This window comes from Sphingomonas sp. UYAg733 (genome assembly GCF_054057355.1).
Genome location: NZ_JBSRZE010000002.1, coordinates 345,181 through 362,842, shown reverse-complemented (window position 1 = coordinate 362,842; position 17,662 = coordinate 345,181). Strand labels below are relative to the sequence as shown.

Annotated in this window: 16 protein-coding genes and 1 tRNA gene; 13 read left to right on the top strand and 4 right to left on the bottom strand. The window is 62.8% G+C overall.

Annotation, left to right across the window (positions count from 1 at the left end):
* Positions 1-18 precede the first annotated feature (18 nt).
* Complete coding sequence (locus tag ACVWZA_RS06775) at positions 19-186, bottom strand: Flp family type IVb pilin (protein ID WP_457310407.1); 168 nt, start codon at positions 184-186, stop codon at positions 19-21.
* A gap of 133 nt (positions 187-319) precedes the next feature.
* Entirely contained in the window at positions 320-502 is a 183-nt protein-coding gene (locus ACVWZA_RS06770; protein ID WP_457310406.1) for a Flp family type IVb pilin, read from the bottom strand.
* A 53-nt stretch (positions 503-555) separates the two neighbouring features.
* On the opposite strand from ACVWZA_RS06770, the gene ACVWZA_RS06765 reads away from it, so the two are divergent.
* The 3 genes from ACVWZA_RS06765 (at position 556) to ACVWZA_RS06755 (ending at position 3,473) form a co-directional block, all read left to right on the top strand.
* Positions 556-984, top strand: a complete 429-nt coding sequence (locus tag ACVWZA_RS06765) for a (deoxy)nucleoside triphosphate pyrophosphohydrolase (protein WP_457310405.1) — start codon at positions 556-558, stop codon at positions 982-984.
* 62 nt (positions 985-1,046) lie between these two features.
* Positions 1,047-2,198 (top strand): sterol desaturase family protein, encoded by a 1,152-nt coding sequence (locus tag ACVWZA_RS06760; RefSeq protein WP_457310404.1) that lies wholly within the window; start codon positions 1,047-1,049, stop codon positions 2,196-2,198.
* A 315-nt stretch (positions 2,199-2,513) separates the two neighbouring features.
* Positions 2,514-3,473: an alpha/beta hydrolase gene (locus ACVWZA_RS06755; protein ID WP_457310403.1), complete on the top strand. Its 960-nt coding sequence runs from the start codon at positions 2,514-2,516 to the stop codon at positions 3,471-3,473.
* 59 nt (positions 3,474-3,532) lie between these two features.
* Here the strand turns inward: ACVWZA_RS06755 and ACVWZA_RS06750 are convergent.
* A tRNA-Cys gene (locus tag ACVWZA_RS06750) sits at positions 3,533-3,606 on the bottom strand.
* Between the two features lie 186 nt (positions 3,607-3,792).
* Here ACVWZA_RS06750 and ACVWZA_RS06745 point away from each other — a divergent pair.
* The 9 genes from ACVWZA_RS06745 (at position 3,793) to ACVWZA_RS06705 (ending at position 15,657) form a co-directional block, all read left to right on the top strand.
* A complete protein-coding gene (locus ACVWZA_RS06745; protein WP_457310402.1) occupies positions 3,793-4,461 on the top strand; it encodes a protein-L-isoaspartate O-methyltransferase family protein in 669 nt (222 codons plus the stop codon).
* 15 nt (positions 4,462-4,476) lie between these two features.
* Complete coding sequence (locus ACVWZA_RS06740; protein WP_457310401.1) at positions 4,477-5,991, top strand: TolC family outer membrane protein; 1,515 nt, start codon at positions 4,477-4,479, stop codon at positions 5,989-5,991.
* Positions 5,992-6,034: 43 nt separating this feature from the next.
* Complete coding sequence (locus ACVWZA_RS06735) at positions 6,035-6,529, top strand: DUF2497 domain-containing protein (RefSeq protein WP_457310400.1); 495 nt, start codon at positions 6,035-6,037, stop codon at positions 6,527-6,529.
* Between the two features lie 44 nt (positions 6,530-6,573).
* Entirely contained in the window at positions 6,574-7,728 is a 1,155-nt protein-coding gene (locus ACVWZA_RS06730; RefSeq protein ID WP_457310399.1) for an acyltransferase family protein, read from the top strand.
* A 108-nt stretch (positions 7,729-7,836) separates the two neighbouring features.
* The gene (locus ACVWZA_RS06725) at positions 7,837-9,894 is read left to right on the top strand and encodes a prolyl oligopeptidase family serine peptidase (RefSeq protein WP_457310398.1); all 2,058 of its coding nucleotides are present in this window, start codon (positions 7,837-7,839) and stop codon (positions 9,892-9,894) included.
* Between the two features lie 50 nt (positions 9,895-9,944).
* Positions 9,945-10,154, top strand: coding sequence for a hypothetical protein (locus tag ACVWZA_RS06720; protein ID WP_457310397.1), 210 nt, complete (start codon positions 9,945-9,947; stop codon positions 10,152-10,154).
* Positions 10,126-10,656 (top strand): zeta toxin family protein, encoded by a 531-nt coding sequence (locus ACVWZA_RS06715; RefSeq protein WP_457310396.1) that lies wholly within the window; start codon positions 10,126-10,128, stop codon positions 10,654-10,656. The genes ACVWZA_RS06720 and ACVWZA_RS06715 overlap by 29 nt, the downstream gene beginning before the upstream one ends.
* Positions 10,657-10,813: 157 nt before the next feature.
* Positions 10,814-13,504, top strand: a complete 2,691-nt coding sequence (locus tag ACVWZA_RS06710) for a valine--tRNA ligase (RefSeq protein ID WP_457310395.1) — start codon at positions 10,814-10,816, stop codon at positions 13,502-13,504.
* Positions 13,505-14,199: 695 nt separating this feature from the next.
* The gene (locus ACVWZA_RS06705; protein ID WP_457310394.1) at positions 14,200-15,657 is read left to right on the top strand and encodes an MATE family efflux transporter; all 1,458 of its coding nucleotides are present in this window, start codon (positions 14,200-14,202) and stop codon (positions 15,655-15,657) included.
* A 3-nt stretch (positions 15,658-15,660) separates the two neighbouring features.
* Here the strand turns inward: ACVWZA_RS06705 and ACVWZA_RS06700 are convergent, their stop codons facing one another.
* Positions 15,661-16,539, bottom strand: coding sequence for a diacylglycerol/lipid kinase family protein (locus tag ACVWZA_RS06700; protein ID WP_457310393.1), 879 nt, complete (start codon positions 16,537-16,539; stop codon positions 15,661-15,663).
* Positions 16,540-16,652: 113 nt separating this feature from the next.
* Here ACVWZA_RS06700 and hemB point away from each other — a divergent pair, with 113 nt between their 5' ends.
* On the top strand, positions 16,653-17,645 hold the full coding sequence (gene hemB, locus ACVWZA_RS06695; protein WP_457310392.1) for a porphobilinogen synthase: 993 nt from the start codon (positions 16,653-16,655) through the stop codon (positions 17,643-17,645).
* Positions 17,646-17,662: the final 17 nt, after the last annotated feature.

The following is a 17,662-nucleotide window of genomic DNA, read 5'->3' as shown; positions in this document are numbered from 1 at the left end:
ATGTAAGCCTTTTAGAGCTTACCCGGTCTTCATGTTCGACGACACGTTGGTGAACGTGGTCTTCAGCTGGTTGCCCAGGCCCTGCATCGCTGCAATGGCGGCGACGGCGATCAGTGCGGCAATCAGGCCGTACTCGATGGCGGTTGCACCCTTGGTATTCTTGAAAAACTTGCGAATCTTCTGCATTTCCGGTCTCCAATTGTCAGACTTCAGTACCCGGCTGAACCGGAGAACCGGACCAGCAACACCTGTTTAGATGCGCTAGGTTGACGAAAGTTTAAGCCGGACCGAAAAAATAATGGAACCATTTGGCAGGCGACTATTGGCCGGCGCGTGCCTGTTCCATTTTGGTGTTCACATTGCCCCACATCGATGTGGTCGTGTTGGCGACCTCGACAAACGCGGCGATCATGGTGATGACGACGAGCGCGGCGATCAGGCCGTATTCGATGGCGGTGCCACCCTTACGGTCACGTGCCAGCCTTTTAATCACGGTGATCATATGGTTTCGCCCGGGTCCCAATGACGTTTGATCTAGCCCAGGAGAGTTAACCAATGGCGAACGTCCCGAACGACCGCACGGAAATAGTCCTATTTCCCGTGGTCGCAGCCGCGTTGATCGACCCGGCGGGACGGGTGCTGGTCCAGCAGCGCCCGCCGGGCAAGATGATGGCCGGCCTGTGGGAATTCCCCGGCGGCAAGCTCGAACCCGGTGAAACGCCCGAGGCGGCATTGATCCGTGAGCTCGAAGAGGAGCTTGGCATCATAGTGAGCGCCGCTGCGCTCTCCCCCGCCGCCTTCGCCAGTGAACCGCTTGGGGGCAGGCACTTGCTGTTGTTACTTTATATCTGCCGCGACTGGGCAGGAGAGGCACAGGCGCTCGATGCCGTTGCGCTCGACTGGGTCGATATCGCCGGCTTGCGTGCGCTGGCGATGCCGCCCGCCGATCGGCCGCTGATCGACTTGCTTGAGGCGCTGCTCTGACATGGTGGCTTTTTTACCGTCCGATGGAATATGGTCCGGCGGCTATGTAGGGGAGAGTGTGGGTGAAACGGGGACTGGTCGGCAATTTGCTACGCGATCTCGAGGCGCCGATCGAGGCGAGGGGGTTCGGAACTGGCTGGTTTGCGGGTTTCTTCTCACTGGTTTTCGCGGTTGCCGGGCTCTGTTTCGTCGCGGCGTTGCGCTGGCCGGAATGGTTCGCGATGCCGCAACTCGAACTGGTGCGCGGCCAGGCCGGTTTTCGCGCCTTCGTCCATATCACGCTGCTCGCGGCTTATGGTCTTGCGTTGCTCAGCCTGTTGTTGCGGCCGCGCAAGGCGCTCGGGGCGACCGCGCTTATTGTCGCGCTGATTGCGACGTTGCTCGGTGGTGCGGCAGTGCAGCCGTCGGAAGCGCATGACTGGGGCATCTTCTTCGGGATCGATTTCTTTGCGTTGAACATGATCGCGACGGGCCTGATGTTCGCGCCGATCGAACGCATCCTGCCACACCGCCGCGATCAGCGCCTGTTCCGCACCGAATGGCGCGAGGATCTGTTCTATTATCTGGTCAGCTCGATGATGGTGCAGCTGATCACCTTCCTCGCGCTGGCGCCATCGACCTTCATCATGGCTTCGACCAGCAACTTCGGTCAGTTCCGCGCCTGGGTCGGCGCGCTGCCTTGGCTGGTCCAGTTCGCGGCGGCGATGCTGTTGACCGACCTGGTGCAATATTGGTTCCACCGCGCCTTCCACCGCTGGCCCTTTCTATGGGGTTTCCATGCGGTTCATCATTCGGCCAAATCGATGGACTGGCTCGCCGGATCGCGCATGCATTTCGTCGAGATCATCCTGTTGCGCGGGGTGACGTCGCTGCCCTTGCTGACTTTCGGTTTCGCACCCTCGGTGATGCAGGCCTATATTGCGATGGTCTATATTTACGCGTCGCTGGTTCACGCCAATCTGCGCGGCGATTTCGACCGGCTGGGGTGGTTTTTCGTCACGCCGCGCTTCCATCATTGGCACCACGGGATCGAGGAGGCCGCGATCGACAAGAATTTCGCGATCCACTTTCCCTGGCTCGACCGCCTGTTCGGCACGCATTATTTTCCGAAAGGAGAATGGCCGACCGGCTATGGCGTGGCGGAGGATGTGCCGCGTGGTTATCGCGTACAGTTCGCCTATCCGTTCCGCAACCTGTTCCGCCGGAAATCCTAGTCGGTTGCCTTTAGCAGCTTGAGGAAATCGACATCCGACCAGCGCCCTGCGGCGGTCTGGACGGATTGATCAAGGCGGCGATGTCGAGATTGGCAAGGCGACCTTCACCCTCTTCGCCAACAATCTCGGCAATGAGGTGTACTGAGTTGCGCGCGCTATCACGGTCAACCGCTACAGCACGTCGCGCGTGATCGGGGTGGAGGGCTCCTTCTCTGCTGGCGCGAGGTTTTCTCCGTCGCTTCGGCCCGCGCCGAAACAAGCCGTCGTGGCATTCGCTAGACCGCATTTTTTCCACAAACGATGGGGAGAAACAGCGTGTCTAAATTACTCATGGGCGGCGCCATGGCCGCAATCCTGCTCGCGAGCGCAAGTTCGGCCAGCGCCGAGGATGTGGCATCACTCGACGGGCGCCCCGGCGAACCGACGCTCCTTGTCAGGCATGAGCCGGGACCCGGACCGAGCGTGCTCTACGTGCATGGCGCGACCTTTCCGTCCGGGCTCTCGGTCGCATACCGTATCGATGGCCGATCCTGGATGGACGATTTGCGTGCGCGCGGTTTCGATGTCTGGGCGTTCGACTTTGCCGGTTTCGGCGGATCGGACCGGCGACCGAATGTGAAACAGCAGGGCGCGGCGACGCAGATCGGACGAGTGGTCGAACATGCGTTGATAGTGTCGGGACACAAGCGACTCTCGATCCTCGCCCATTCCTGGGGGACGATACCCGCCGGTGCCTTCGCCGCCCGTCGGCCCGACCTGGTCGAACGCCTGATCTTGTTCGGCCCGGTCGCGCTCCGCAACGGGCCGGCGAAGGACGAGCCAGCTGCGGATCTCGTCCCGGTCAGCATTGAAGATCAATGGAACGGCTTCCAGTCGGGCCTGCCGTCAGGCCAGGCATCGCTGATCGCACGTCCGTTGTTCGAGACATGGGCGCGCGATTATCTGGCGTCCGATCCGGGCAGTCTGACGCGCACACCGCCCGTGGTGATCGCTCCGGCCGGGCCGCAGCGTGATATCGCCGCTGCCTGGTCCGGTCATTTCCCCTATGATCCGGCGGGCGTCCGCGCGCCGACACTGCTGGTGCATGGCGAGTGGGACGCGATTACTCGCCCGGCCGATGCGGCGTGGCTCGGCAAGGCGTTGACCGGCGTGCCGGGCGGCGCGCGCGATATGATGTTGCCGCGCGGCGGGCACCGCATGCATCTGGAGGAAAACCGGCAATCGCTGTTCGATGCGGTCGGCGCGTTCCTGATGGATTCCGCAAACAAGCGCTGATCGTTGAAGCGCGAACCTTGCCGCACTTATTTCCAACGCCCGACCATGAAAGGATTCGCTGGAGGCCCGACCGGGAATCGAACCCGGGTGCGAGGATTTGCAGTCCTCTACGTCACCACTCCGCCATCGGGCCCCGATGCGAGGGGCGCGAAATGCACAGGGGGTGGGGCGCCTGTCAACCGCCCGTGTGGATATGGGGCGCGAAATTCACCGCATTCGGTTGCAACGCTCGCTTGGCGTGGGCGCCGTCGCACGATAGAAGCCGCTAGGGAAACAAGTGTATTGCGCGACTAAAACAGTTGTGCGACAAGGTGGCACAATGAAACTGACGGCAATCGATCCAGACCGCTACGAAGTCATGCGCCATGCGATGGTGGCGAGCCAGCTGCGTACCAACGCAGTCAGCGACCCGCGCGTGGTCGCGGCGATGGCGCGTGTCCCGCGCGAGGCTTTCCTGCCTGTCGAGGCGCAGGCGCTCGCGTACCGCGACACCGCGCTGCCGCTGGGCGGCGGCCGCTTTCAGAACGTGCCGATCGCCACTGGCCGCTTGCTGACCGAGGCGTATTTGCTGCCCGGCGACAAGGTGCTGCTGATCGGCGCGGCCGGCGGTTATACCGCCGCGGTGCTGACCGAGCTGGTTGCATCGGTGGTCGCGGTCGAATGCGACGCCGCGCTGGCCGCGCTCGCGCGTCAGGCGTTGTCCGACCATCGTAACGTGACGCTGGTCGAAGGCGCGCTTGAGGCCGGCCATGCCGATGGTGCGCCCTATGACGTGCTGATGATCGACGGTTCGGTCGAGCAGGTGTCCGATTCGCTGATCGCGCAGCTGCGCGACGGCGGACGGGTCGTCTCGGGTATCGCCGACCGGGGCATCACGCGCCTCGCTGCGGGCCGCAAGACCGAAGGCGGCTTCGCGCTGCTCGATTTCGCCGATATCGATTGTGTTCCGCTGCCCGGTTTCGCCCGGGCCAAGACCTTCACCTTCTGAAAGATGCCGCTGAACATGCGCCGGACTTACCTGTTTGTCGGAACCGCTCTGGCGCTGATCGCCGCGCCCGCAACGGCGGAAACGCTGCGCGAGGCGATGGCCAAGGCATATAATACCAACCCGACATTGTCGGGCGAGCGTGCCAATGTCCGCGCGATCGACGAGAATGTGCCGATCGCGAAATCCGCCGGGCGGCCTGGGTTGAGCGCCAATGGCGGGTTCAGCCAGAACGTCATCAACGGTCCCGGCGCGACCAGTTTCAATTCTCCCGAGCGTAGTCTCAACGCGCAGACTCAGTTCACCGTGCCATTGTACAGCGGCGGCGCGGTGAAGAATTCGGTGCGCGGGGCGCAAACGCGTGTCGAGGCGGCACGATTGGGCCTGCGCGGTACCGAATCCGATCTCTTCACCGCCGTCGTCGGCGCGTATATGGATGTCATCCGCGATGAGGCGATCGTCGGGCTCAACCAGCAGAATGTGAAAGTGCTCGACGTCAATTTGCAGGCGAGCCGTGATCGCTTCCAGGTCGGCGACCTGACGCGAACCGACGTCGCCCAGTCCGAGGCGCGTCTCGCCTTGGCACGCAGCCAGTTGCAGACGGCGGAATCGCGCCTGATTTCGAGCCGTGAGAATTATGTTCGGCTGGTCGGCGACGTGCCCGGTTCGCTCGACACCCCGCCCGCCATTCCCGGCTCGCCGACCAGCGCTGACCAGGCGGTCGGTGTTGCGCTCGACAATAATCCCACGTTGCTCGCCGCGCAAAAATCGCGCGATGCGACCCAGTTCGACGTAAACGCGGCAAAGGCCGGGCGTCTGCCGCGCATCGGCGCCGTCGCGAACGGTAATTATTTCAACTATCTCGGCACACTCGGCTCGGGCGTGAACGTACCGGGTGGAATCGGGTCGCAGAACGGCACATCGGCGACCGCCGGCTTGTCGTTCACGCTGCCGCTGTTCCAGGGCGGCCTTCCCGGTGCGCAGGTGCGTCAGGCGCAGGCGCGGCGCGGTCAGGCGATCGAGCAGGTCACGGAAACCGAGCGCGGCGTGATTGCCAACACGCGATCGGCCTATGCGGTGTGGAAATCATCGGAAGAGGTGATCGCTTCGTCCGAAGTCGCGGTCAACGCCAACAAATTGTCGCTCGAAGGTGTCCGTGCCGAGAACAGTGTCGGCAACCGTACGATCCTCGACATCCTCAACGCCGAACAGGAATTGCTCAACTCGCAGGTCACCCTGGTGACCGCGCGGCGCGACGCTTATGTCGCGCGCTTCGCGCTGCAGGCGGCGATGGGCCGCGCCGAGGCACGCGACCTGGGGCTCGATGGCGGGGCGCTCTACGATCCGGTGACCAACTATAATCGGGTAAGCGGAAAATGGAACGACTGGAGCAGCGATCCGGCACCGCAGCCGGTCGCCACGACCACCCGCCAGACCCCGGCGCAGGGCTCGGAAGTCACCCGTCCGCTCGACCCGATCCTCGACGCACCGGTTGACAGGGGTGTCGAAAATCCCGCAGGTGAGCCGAAGTAGGGCCGTTCTGAACGCGGTCGCTCGGGTTTTTTAAGGGTTGCCGATGGGGGATGTCAGCGCCGAACCGTCGATGGAGGACATCCTCTCGTCGATCAAACGCATTATCGCCGAAGAAGGCGACGCGGCCGTGTCCGCGCGCGGTGCACGCAAGCCGGTTCGACCTGTCGCGCCGGCGCCGCGCGCCGATATCGACGATTTCGGCACTGACGAGATTCTCGAATTGAGTGATCCGGTGCGCGCAGCGGAACACACCGCAATATTAGCGCCAGCAGCGGAGCCCCCGGTTCAGCAGCAACCGCTGCCAGTCGCAGCCGATTCGATCCTGTCGGCCCATGCCACACAGGCAAGCCGCGGCCCGCTCGAGGCACTGTCGCGCATGGTGGTGAAGCCCGAGGTGACCGGTTCCGACACGCTCGAAGGCATGGTGCGTGAGATGATCCGCCCGATGCTGCGCGACTGGCTCGATTCGCATCTGCCGGCGATGGTCGAGACGATGGTCGCGCGGGAGATTGCGCGGATCACGGGGCAAACGCGCTAAACCGCTACTTTCAAGCGGTTGGCTGTATTCAGGCGAGCGGCGACATGGATAAGGTTACGAAAACGCGTATCGTCGCGCTCGACGTGCTTCGTGGATTGGCGGTGGCAGGGATGATCCTGGTCGTCAGCCCAGGATCCTGGACCAATAGCTATCGCCAATTGCAGCACGCACCGTGGAACGGCTTCACCGCTGCCGACATGGTGTTTCCCACTTTTCTGCTGGCGACCGGCTTTGCCCTTGGTCTGTCGTTTCCCAAAGCGCGTTATTTGCCGGGACATCGGACGGCGGTGTGGATCAGGATCGCCCGGCGGGTGTTCGCGCTCATTCTGCTCGGGCTGGTGCTGAACGCGCTGCCCTTTTTCGATCTTGCGCAGCTTCGCATTCCGGGCATCTTGCAGCGGATCGCGCTCTGCTACGCACTGGCGGCGGCGCTGTGCCTGCTGACCGCTCGGCACGCACCTGATGGTGTGGTCCATTTACGCATGCCGATCATTGCCGCTGCTGCTATGGCTATCCTTTTCCTGTATTGGCTGGTGCTCGTCACGGTACCGGTGCCCGGTATCGGCGCAGGTCGTCTAGATGCCGCCGGCAACCTGCCCGGCTATATCGATCGTCTCGTCTTCACCGTTCCGCATCTCTGGCCCTATGGCCTCGATGCTGCCGGCAAGGTTACGTACGATCCGGAAGGCTTGCTTTCGACATTGCCGGCGACGGTCAATGTTCTGGCCGGCGTGCTTGCTGCCTGGTGGTGGAAGCGCAGGCCGGATCGCGCCGCCATGGTCTTCGTAACCGCGGGGATTGCGCTGATCGTCATCGCGCTGGTCTGTGACCAATGGATGCCGATCAACAAACGCATCTGGACCAGCAGTTTCGCGCTGTTGAGCAGCGGCGTGTCGCTATCGTTGCTCGGTCTGCTCGTGATGGCATTGGACGGGAGCCCCACCTCCCGAATAGCCTATCCGCTACGCGTGCTCGGCGGAAATGCGATCCTTGCCTTCACCGTTAGTCAGATATTGAGCGCAATCGGGGGCGTGAAGCTGATTGCCGGAAGGACGCCGCAGGATCAGGGCTATGCGCTCGCGCTTCGGATCGTCCCCGATGACTATTTTGCTTCATTGCTCTGTGCGATCGCGATCCTGGCAATGATCATTTTGGCAATTACCCCGCTTCATCGGCGCGCGATTCATTTTCAGCTCTGACCAGTGGATGAAGACGGCGTCGGCGGTTTGCTTCCGTTTCAGGACATCTCGCATTGGCCATGGTCGGGCCGTTGCTCAGAAGGCGTCATCTGATCTATCGTTGCACCCATGAAGATGATCCTGTCCGCGAGCCTGATCGCGATCGCCGCAGCTGCTGTTACAGCCTCCACCCCAGCCGCCGCCCGTCAACTCACCATCGACGACGTCACGATGCTGTCGCGCGCCTCATCGCCTGATGTGTCGAGCGACGGTCGCTGGCTGGTCTGGCAGCAGCGGGAGACCGATCTGGCGGCCGATCGCGGCCGATTCGATCTGTGGCGGCTCGACCTGAGCAAGAAGAACGCGAAACCCGAAAAACTCGCTGCCGAAGCTGACGTCAATGAAACCGCGCCGCAATTCTCCGCCGATGGCACGACGGCCTATTTTCAGTCCGACAAGGGCGGGGACGACGCGATCTGGTCGATCGCGATCGGCGGCGGCGAACCGCGCAAGCTGACCGGCTTCCAGGGTGGTTTCAGTGGCTTCAAGGTCGCCCCGACCGGCGACAAAATCCTCGTATGGGCTGATCGGCGCCCGGGCGCGCCAAGCCTCGCCCCGGCGATGGTCAAGAAGGACCCCAATGCTGGTGCAGCACGGACCTACGACCAGATGTTCGTGCGCCATTGGGATACATGGGCGGACGGCACCCGGTCGCAATTGTTCGTCCTGCCGCTGACCGCCGATGGTGCGCCCGGCGACGGCAGCGCGATCGAAGGCACGCTGGTCGGCGACGCGCCGTCAAAGCCTTATGGCGGTGGTGAGGAAGTGGCCTGGAGCCCGGACGGCAAGACCGTCTATTTCGCGCTGCGCGAAGCCGGCCGCACCGAACCCTTGTCGACCAATCTCGACATCTTCGCCGCGCCGGCCGATGGATCGACCGCCCCGGTCAATTTGACCGACGCCAATGACGGCATGGACAATCTGCCCAATGTCTCGCCCGATGGCCGCAGCCTCGCCTATTTCGCGATGAAGCGTCCGAAATACGAAGCCGACCGGCAAGTGCTGATGCTGCGCGATCTCACCACCGGGCAGACGCGCGCGCTGACCGAAAGCTGGGATCGCTCGGTCGGTTCGATCGCCTGGGCGCGCGATAGCAAGAGCCTGTATGTCACTGCGGAGGATACGCAGGAGGTACCGATCTGGTCGGTCGACGCGGCAAGCGGCAAGGTGACCCGCCTGACTCAGACGGGCGCGGTGTCGGCGATCGTGCCGACCGCGAAGGGCGTGGTGTTCGCGATGAACAGCCTGACCGCGCCGGACGATTTCTATCGCCTGAGCGGCAAGAAAGTGACGCGGCTGACCTCGGTCAACGCCGGCAAGCTTGCCGGGATAGAGATGCCGGCGGTGACGCGGTTCAGCTTCACCGGCGCGAACAACGACACGGTATGGGGCTATGCGGTCAAACCCGCCGGCCTCGCCGCCGACGCCAAGGTCCCGGTTGCCTTCATGGTCCATGGCGGCCCGCAAGGGGCGAGCAACAATAGCTGGTCATATCGCTGGAACCCGGCGGTGTTTGCCGGCGCGGGTTACGGCCTGGTCGCGGTCGATTTCCATGGGTCGACCGGTTACGGCCAGGGCTTCACCGATGCGATCCGCAACAATTGGGGCGGCTGGCCGCTGGAGGATCTGCAAAAGGGCCTGGCCGCCGCGACAACCAAATTCGGCTGGCTGGATGGTGACAATGCCTGCGCGCTCGGCGCTTCCTATGGCGGCTACATGATGAACTGGATCGAAGGGCAATGGCCCGATCGCTTCAAGTGCATCGTCCAGCATGACGGCGTGTTCGATGCCCGCGCGATGGCGTACGAGACCGAGGAACTGTGGTTCGACGAATGGGAACATGGCGGCAAGGCCTATTTCCAGGATCCCGCCGCTTATGAAAAATGGAACCCGGTCAATTACGTCGACAAATGGAAGACCCCGATGCTGGTGATCACCGGCGAGAAGGATTTCCGCATTCCCTATACTCAGGGACTGGCGGCGTTCACCGCGCTGCAACGGCGCGATATCCCGTCGCGACTGGTGGTCAACCCGAACGAGAATCACTGGGTGCTGAAGCCGAAGAACAGCCGTCAATGGTATGGCGAGGTGCTTGGCTGGATGGGTAAATATACAACCGGCAAGTAACCGCTTCCCTCGATCGCCGACGCTCCCTATCTTGAGGACGGAGAAACACGATGCAGAAGCCGAAACATGTCCGCCCGAGCGATCTGCCGACGAAGCGCGTTTATGCGCCGGATGGCTCGATCATTCAGATGAAGGTTGTACAGGCGAACAGCGCGACTTTCGCGCAGGATATGCTTGCGGCATTTCGATCCAATGTGCGGCGCATCAAGACCGAACAGCGGAAGCGCGCACGTGCCGATCAAGACGCCGCGCAGGCCTGATAAACCGATATTCTGGATCATTGCCGGGCCAAATGGCAGCGGCAAGAATTCACTCTATAACCGTACCGATATTGAGGGATGGGGTGGATCGGTTTGGATCATCAATCCGGATCTGCTGACCTCGAAGATCGTCGAAAGCGAATCGCTCGAACAAGGGGTGGCAAATTTGGCCGCTGTCGAGCGGGTCGAGGAGTGGCTGGACGTCTCAATTAATGCCTATCAGACGATCGGTGTGGAGACGGTCTTATCGTCGGCAAAGTATCGTCGACTTGTTGAGAAGGCTAAGCATCGCGGCTTCGAGGTGAGGATGATCTACGTCGTCCTGGATACGCTCGAACTTCAGCTGAGCCGTATCCGCAATCGCGTGGCCGAAGGCGGTCACGACGTTCCTCCGGACAGGTGGCATCGCGGCGGCTGCGTTCATTCGAGCAATTGGCCTGGTTCTTGGCTCATGTCGATGAGTGCGTGGTATTCGACAATTCGATCGGAGAGCCAGAACTGATTGCGGAAAAAATCGGCCCGGCATTGTGGTGCTGGCGCCCACTTCCCGCCGACCTTCGGACTATTCTGACTGACGCCGGCGCATTTCTGTACGACCACCGATCGCTTCCACAATAGCTGGCTTGGAAATTGCGGCCGGGTCACGGTAAGGCGTTCACATGACCGAACTTCCCAAAACCTTCGACCCCGCCGAAATCGAATCCCGCTGGTACGCCCATTGGGAAAGCGAAGGCCTGTTCCGCCCCGATCGCCCGGGGGCGGAGCCATGGACGATCGTCAATCCTCCGCCCAATGTGACGGGCAACCTGCATATCGGCCATGCACTCGACAATACGCTGCAGGACATCCTGACGCGTCACGCACGGCTGAAGGGCAAGGATGCGCTCTGGGTGGTCGGCACCGACCATGCCGGCATCGCCACGCAAATGGTGGTCGAGCGCAACATGGCGCTGCACCAGCGGAAGCGTACCGACTTCACGCGCGAACAATTCGTCGAGAAAGTCTGGGAGTGGAAAGCCGAAAGCGGCGGGATCATCACTCAGCAGCTGCGCCGCCTCGGCTGCTCGATGGATTGGGCCAATGAGCGCTTCACCATGGATGAGGGCTTTTCCAAAGCCGTGCTCAAGGTGTTCGTCGACCTCCACAACGAAGGTCTGCTTTACCGCGACAAGCGTCTGGTGAACTGGGATCCGGGTCTCGGCACCGCGATCAGCGATCTCGAGGTCGAAACGCGCGAGATCAACGGCCAGTTCTGGCACCTGCGCTATCCGCTGGAAGATGGTTCGGGCTCCATCTCGGTCGCCACCACGCGGCCGGAAACGATGCTCGCCGATATGGCGGTCGCGGTGAACCCGACCGATGAGCGTTACACCGCGCTGATCGGCAAGAATGTCCGGCTGCCGATCACCGGCCGGCTGATCCCGATCGTCGCCGACGAACATGCCGATCCCGAACTGGGCTCGGGCGCGGTGAAGATCACGCCGGGTCACGACTTCAACGATTTCGAAGTGGGAAAGCGCGCCGGGTTCAAGGCCGGCGACATGCTCAACATGCTCGACGCCAAGGCGCAGGTGCAGCAGACCAGCGACGGACTGATCCCGGCCGATTTGATCGGCCTGACCACCGCCGAAGCGCGCAAGGACGTCGTTGCGCGACTGAAGGCGGGCGGTTTCCTGGTTTCGCACATCGACAAGGAAGGGGCGGAGCACGATTCCGAACCGCGCACGATCCAGACGCCCTATGGCGACCGCTCGGGCGTGGTGATCGAACCGTGGCTGACCGATCAATGGTATGTCGACGCGGCAACGCTTGCCAGGCCGGCGATCGAGGCGGTCAAGTCGGGCGCGATCAAGATCGTGCCCAAGACTTGGGAAAAGACCTTCTTCAACTGGATGGAAAACATCCAGCCCTGGTGCGTGTCGCGCCAGCTCTGGTGGGGACATCGTATCCCCGCATGGTTCGCCGAGGACGGCCGAATCTTCGTTGCCGAAGATGAAGCCGGCGCGCAGGCGCTGGCGGGTGAGGGCGTTGCGCTCACCCAGGACAGCGACGTGCTCGATACCTGGTTCTCCTCCGCGCTGTGGCCTTTTGCGACGATGGGCTGGCCCGAGGATACCAACCCGACCTTGCACGGCCGCTATCCCAATGATGTGCTGATCTCGGGCTTCGACATCCTGTTCTTCTGGAACGCGCGGATGATGATGCAGGGCATGCACTTCATGAAGGATGTGCCCTTCCGCACGCTCTACCTGCATGGCTTGGTTCGTGCGGCGGACGGGCAGAAAATGTCCAAGTCGAAGGGCAATACGGTCGATCCGCTCGGTTTGATCGACCAATATGGCGCCGATGCGCTGCGCTTTTTCATGGCAGCGATGGAAAGCCAGGGCCGCGACATCAAGATGGATGAGAAGCGGGTTGAGGGTTATCGCAACTTCGCGACCAAGCTGTGGAACGCGGCGCGTTTCTGCCAGTCGAACGGCATCGTCGCGAGCAAGACGCTCGAAGCGCCGAAGGCCAATCTGGCGGTCAATCGCTGGATCATCGCCGAGACGATCCAGACCGTGCAAGCGGTCGATCTCGCGCTGGCCGATTACCGCTTCGATGGTGCGGCCAATGCGATCTATCAGTTCGGCTGGAGCCGCTTCTGCGATTGGTATATCGAACTGATCAAGCCGGTGCTCGGCACGATGGACGCGCCCGCGACCGGTGTCGAGGCGGACGAGACCCGCGCCGTGGCCGGCTGGGTGCTCGACCAGTTGCTCGTACTGCTCCACCCCTTCATGCCCTTCATCACCGAAGAGCTGTGGTCGAAGCTCGGTGCGCGCGACACCGACCTGATCGTCGCGCGGTGGCCGATGGCCGATGCGCGTGCGATCGATCCGGCGGCAAGCAAGGAAATCGACTGGCTGATCCGTTTGGTCAGCGAAGTCCGCGCCGCGCGCAACGAGCTCAACATCACGCCCGGCGCGCGCATGAACCTGCATGTGCGGGAGGCCGATGCCGCGACCAGCGATCGGCTGGCGCGCCAGAAAGCGGTGCTCGGTCGTCTCGCCCGCGTCGATTATGTACTCGAAGAGCCTGTGCAGGGCGGCGCGATCCAGCTCGTCGTCGACGAAGCGACCTATATCCTGCCGCTCGAAGGCGTGATCGACCTCGACGCCGAACGTGCCCGACTGACCAAGGGGATCGCGGCGACGGAGAAGGAACGCGATGCGCTGGCCGGCCGGCTCGGCAATGCCAGCTTCGTAGAACGCGCCAAGCCGGAGGCGGTCGAGAAAGCCAAGGCCGACCATGCCGAGAAATCGGCCGAGGCGGAGCGACTGACCGCGGCGCTCGGGCGGTTGGGGTAACACGCTAGAGTCAGATGACTTCAAGTGTATTTTCTTCTGTCGTCCCGTGAAAATGGGGATTCCGCTGCCTTGCCCCGCAGCCAGAAGAAGAAGCGGGATTCCCGCTTTCGGGCCCCATCGAAATATTACTTCGATGGGCAGCCCTTTCGTGGGAATGACGGCGGTGGTTAATCAAAAATCGTCTTGCTCCAAGGCGCCGTAGGTTAAATCCGCCAGGGGGCCTGCTGAGCGGAGATCGCCGAGCTCCACACTCGGTGAGACTCAAAGTTTATAACATCTGCTTAGATTATGATATATAACGATATTATACAAGTAATTCTCATCACGGCGCGGCCGGAGATATGACACATACCGGTGTGTCATATCTCCCGCCGCCATCCCTTTGACATCTGTCCCAGCAGCCCCGTTGCCGGCGGCGATTCAACCACAACACAGCATCCGGCACATCAACGCGTGCCGGCATTATGTCGGCGCGCTCCTTCTCATTGTCGGAAAACAGGTCAGCGACAGCGCCGCCAGCGCAATCTCGTCACGCGTGACCGGAGCCGCATCCATGCGTCCGATATGACACTCGATCCTCTAAACCGGCATCCGGTCTTGTTCCGGCGGCCATCGTGCAGCATGGGCAGCCATCTTGGCGTTGCGGTACAGCGGGGCCGGGGACAAGTCCGGCATGACGGAGTAGGGGGCGGGCCATGGCAACGAAACCAAGCGGACCGCCTCAACGCGACCTGACCACCGGCCCAATCCGCCGCACCCTGCTGATGTTCGCGCTACCGACGCTTGCGTCCAATATCCTGCAGACGCTCAACGGCGCGATCAATTCGATCTGGGTCGGGCGCTTCCTGGGCGAAGGTGCGCTTGCCGCCACCTCCAACGCCAATATCATCATGTTCCTGACCTTTGGCGCGGTGTTCGGCTTCGGCATGGCGGCGACGATCCTGATCGGCCAGAGCGTCGGACGGCGTGATATCGAGGGGGCGCGGCGCGCTTTCGGATCCGCGGTCGGCCTCGTGGTTGGCGGCGCGGTCGTGATCTCGGCGCTTGGATGGATCTTCGCGCCCGATATCCTGCATCTGCTCGCGACGCCGGGCGATGCGATGCAATTGGCGCTGGATTATCTGCGTGTCATCTTCCTCGGCCTGCCGGCATCGATGCTGCTCGTCCTGCTCAGCATGGGGCTGCGCGGGTCGGGCGATTCGATGACGCCCCTGTGGTTCATGGGGCTCACCGCGCTGCTCGACACCATATTCAACCCGGTGTTGATCATCGGCATCGGGCCGTTTCCCGCGCTCGGCATCGCCGGGTCGGCGCTGGCGACGCTGGCGGCCAATTTGATCTCGGTCATCGCCTTGCTGTTCTACATCTACCGCCGTGACCTGCCGATTCGGCTGCGCGGTCACGAGCTTCGTTTCCTGCTGCCAGAGGCCGCGCTGGTGCGCACGATCGTCGCCAAGGGATTGCCGATGGGCGCACAGATGCTCGTCATGTCGACCGCCGGCCTGACCATGGTCGGGCTGGTCAATCGCCTCGGCGTGGATACCGCGGCGGCCTATGGCGTCTCTCAGCAATTATGGGGCTTCATCCAGATGCCCGCGCTGGCGATCGGCGCGGCGGTCAGCGCGATGGCGGCGCAGAATATCGGTGCTGGCCGTTGGGATCGGGTCTCGAGCATCACCAATGCGGGGTTGCTGGCCAACTTTCTGCTGACCGGCACAATGGTCGCGGCGGTAATCCTGTTCGATCGGCCGGTCATGGCGCTGTTCCTCGGCGATCACAGCCCGGCGATGCCGATCGCGCGGCATATTCAGCTGATCGCGAGCTGGAATTTCGTGCTGTTCGGCATGACCATGGTGCTGTTCTCGACCGTGCGCGCAAACGGCGCGGTGTGGGCGCCGCTGCTGTCGCTGATCGTCGCGCTTTATCCGGCACGTATCGGTTTTGCAATTTTCGCCAAGCCGTATCTCGGCGCGGACGCCCTGTGGTGGAGCTTCCCGATCGGCTCGAGCGTCACCTTGGTGCTGGCCTTTCTCTATTACCGCTACGGCGGCTGGAAGCGCGGCATCCTCGCGGTGCCGCCCGATCCCGAAGAAACCGGCGAGGCGGCACACGCCACGACCGAGCCCGCAGGTCGGCAGCACCCGACGGGCTGAGCGCTAGGCTGGCACCATTACCTCGATAATCCCGGCGGCGACTTTCGCCGTGACCGGCGTTTTCGCCAGAAGCTCGCCGTCGATCGAAATCGGCAGCGGCGGTTCGGTGCGTAGTTTCAGCGATGTGCCGCTGATCGCTACCGTGGTTTCGTGCCGCGCATCGAGCCGCAATACGCTCGCCGCCCAATTCTTGATCAGCCGGCGCTTCACATGGCCGGTCACCGCCTGGACGACGATCACGCCATTATCGACTGCCGCCTGATCGTTCAGCTCCGTGCCGCCATGATAGGGGCCGTTGGAAATACGCACCTCGACCGCCGCGATCCGCCGCTCGTCCGCGCCTTCGCCAACGATCAGGGTGAACGGCTTGAACCGGGTAAACTCCCACGCCGCCCAGCCGAGATAACCGACCCGGCCAAGATATTTCTTCAAACCGTGCGGCACGCCGCGCGCGATCTGCGGCGCAATGCCGATCGCCGCGCAATTGGCGAAATAATCGCCGTCGATCATGCCGAGATCGATCCGCTTGAGCCGGCCGCTCGCGATGACCTTCACCGCGCCTTCGATATCGAGCGGAATGCCGAGCGTGCGCGCAAAGCTGTTGGCGGTCCCGAAGGGCAGCACGGCGAGCGCGGTGCCGGTGCCGACAAGCTTGTCCACCAGCCCGCTGATCGTGCCGTCGCCGCCGCCCAGAATCATCAGATCGGGTTTCTTCGCCAGCGCGCTGTCGATCGTCGCGTCGAGCTTGTCGGGATCTTCGACAGCGTGCGCATCGACCGGAAAGGGCAGGTCCTTCATCGCCGCACAGGCGCGTTCGAACAGTGCCTGGCCCTTGCGCGACTTGGCATTGACGATCATCGCGGCGGAACGGATTTGAGACATAAGGAGAGGCTGACTTTCTCAGTGATTGTCGGCCCCAACGCACCGGGCACGGTTTCGACCCCGTAACGCTTGCGTGACTTGCACCGTCGGGCACGATCAACCACAAGCGCGGCATGTCCGCTCGATACCCCGCACTTCGCCTGCGCCGCACCCGCGCCTCCGCGTGGAGCCGTCGGCTTCATGCCGAAACCGTGCTCACGCCTGCCGACCTGATCTGGCCGCTGTTCATCGCCGAGGGGCAGGGGGTCGAGGATCCGATCGCCTCGCTGCCCGGCGTGTCGCGCTGGTCGGTCGATGCGATCGTCGCGCGTGCCAAAGAGGCGCGAGATCTCGGCATCGCCTGCCTTGCCCTGTTCCCCAATACACCGCCCGCCTTGCGCACCGACGACGGGCGCGAAGCGCTCAACCCGGACAATCTGATGTGCCGCGCGATCCGCGCGATCAAGGACGCGGTGCCGGATATCGGCGTGCTCACCGATGTCGCGCTCGACCCCTATACCGCGCATGGCCATGATGGGCTGGTCGATGAGGCCGGTTATGTGATCAACGACGCGACCGCCGCGGTGCTGGTCGGCCAGTCGCTCAATCAGGCTGCGGCCGGGGCCGACATCATCGCGCCGTCGGACATGATGGATGGCCGCATCGGCCTGATCCGTGAAGCGCTTGAAAGCGAGGGCCATCACAACGTCCAGATCATGTCCTATGCCGCTAAATACGCCAGCGCCTTTTACGGCCCGTTCCGCGACGCGGTCGGCTCGCGCGGGCTGCTGAAAGGCGACAAGAAGACCTATCAGATGGATTCGGCCAATGCCGAGGAAGCGCTGCGCGAGGTCGCGCTCGACCTTGCCGAGGGCGCCGACAGCGTGATGGTCAAGCCGGGGCTGCCCTATCTCGACATCATTCTGCGCGTGAAGGCGGAATTCCAGGTGCCCGTCTTCGCCTATCAGGTGTCGGGCGAGTATGCGATGATCGAGGCGGCGGTCGCGGCCGGCGCCGGCGAACGCGACGCGCTGGTGCTGGAAACGCTGATGGCTTTCAAACGCGCGGGCTGTTCGGGCGTGCTGACCTATCACGCGGCGCATGCGGCAAAGCTGCTCGCGCGCTAGTCATTCTCAGGGCCAAG

What these genes read in the sequence shown, in the direction of transcription:
- ACVWZA_RS06720 (WP_457310397.1), top strand. Translation starts at nt 9,945, where the DNA reads ATGCAGAAGCCGAAACATGTCCGCCCGAGCGATCTGCCGACGAAGCGC.
- ACVWZA_RS06725 (WP_457310398.1), top strand. Translation starts at nt 7,837, where the DNA reads ATGAAGATGATCCTGTCCGCGAGCCTGATCGCGATCGCCGCAGCTGCT.
- ACVWZA_RS06770 (WP_457310406.1), bottom strand. Translation starts at nt 502, where the DNA reads ATGATCACCGTGATTAAAAGGCTGGCACGTGACCGTAAGGGTGGCACC.
- ACVWZA_RS06745 (WP_457310402.1), top strand. Translation starts at nt 3,793, where the DNA reads ATGAAACTGACGGCAATCGATCCAGACCGCTACGAAGTCATGCGCCAT.
- ACVWZA_RS06765 (WP_457310405.1), top strand. Translation starts at nt 556, where the DNA reads ATGGCGAACGTCCCGAACGACCGCACGGAAATAGTCCTATTTCCCGTG.
- ACVWZA_RS06730 (WP_457310399.1), top strand. Translation starts at nt 6,574, where the DNA reads ATGGATAAGGTTACGAAAACGCGTATCGTCGCGCTCGACGTGCTTCGT.
- hemB (WP_457310392.1), top strand. Translation starts at nt 16,653, where the DNA reads ATGTCCGCTCGATACCCCGCACTTCGCCTGCGCCGCACCCGCGCCTCC.
- ACVWZA_RS06740 (WP_457310401.1), top strand. Translation starts at nt 4,477, where the DNA reads ATGCGCCGGACTTACCTGTTTGTCGGAACCGCTCTGGCGCTGATCGCC.
- ACVWZA_RS06700 (WP_457310393.1), bottom strand. Translation starts at nt 16,539, where the DNA reads ATGTCTCAAATCCGTTCCGCCGCGATGATCGTCAATGCCAAGTCGCGC.
- ACVWZA_RS06775 (WP_457310407.1), bottom strand. Translation starts at nt 186, where the DNA reads ATGCAGAAGATTCGCAAGTTTTTCAAGAATACCAAGGGTGCAACCGCC.
- ACVWZA_RS06735 (WP_457310400.1), top strand. Translation starts at nt 6,035, where the DNA reads ATGGGGGATGTCAGCGCCGAACCGTCGATGGAGGACATCCTCTCGTCG.
- ACVWZA_RS06705 (WP_457310394.1), top strand. Translation starts at nt 14,200, where the DNA reads ATGGCAACGAAACCAAGCGGACCGCCTCAACGCGACCTGACCACCGGC.
- ACVWZA_RS06710 (WP_457310395.1), top strand. Translation starts at nt 10,814, where the DNA reads ATGACCGAACTTCCCAAAACCTTCGACCCCGCCGAAATCGAATCCCGC.